Genomic DNA, 238 nt, shown 5'->3' on the forward strand with positions numbered 1-238 from the left:
GCGATCTCCTTGCCGAAGACACGGACATGGCCTTGGCTCGGCCGGACCAGCCCGGACAGCAGCTTCACCAGTGTCGACTTGCCGGCTCCGTTTTCACCGAGCAGGGCATGGACGCTGCCGGGCGCGATCGCAAACGACACGCCGTCCAGCGCGACGGTCGGGCCGAACGCCTTGCCGATGCCATCGATCTCGATGGCGGGGAGCTCGGAGTGTTCTGTCATTGTCCTCGATCGCCGGC

Annotated in this window: 1 protein-coding gene; it reads right to left on the reverse strand. The window is 66.4% G+C overall.

The genetic code is table 11. The annotated features are described in order from the left end of the window. Positions 1 to 221, reverse strand: a 221-nt coding sequence (locus tag AC0L3X_RS47595) for an ATP-binding cassette domain-containing protein (RefSeq protein WP_473317679.1), incomplete at its 3' end; no start/stop codon positions are given. Between the last annotated feature and the right edge of the window lie 17 nt (positions 222 to 238).

The organism is Bradyrhizobium sp. MI1.7, assembly GCF_055811795.1.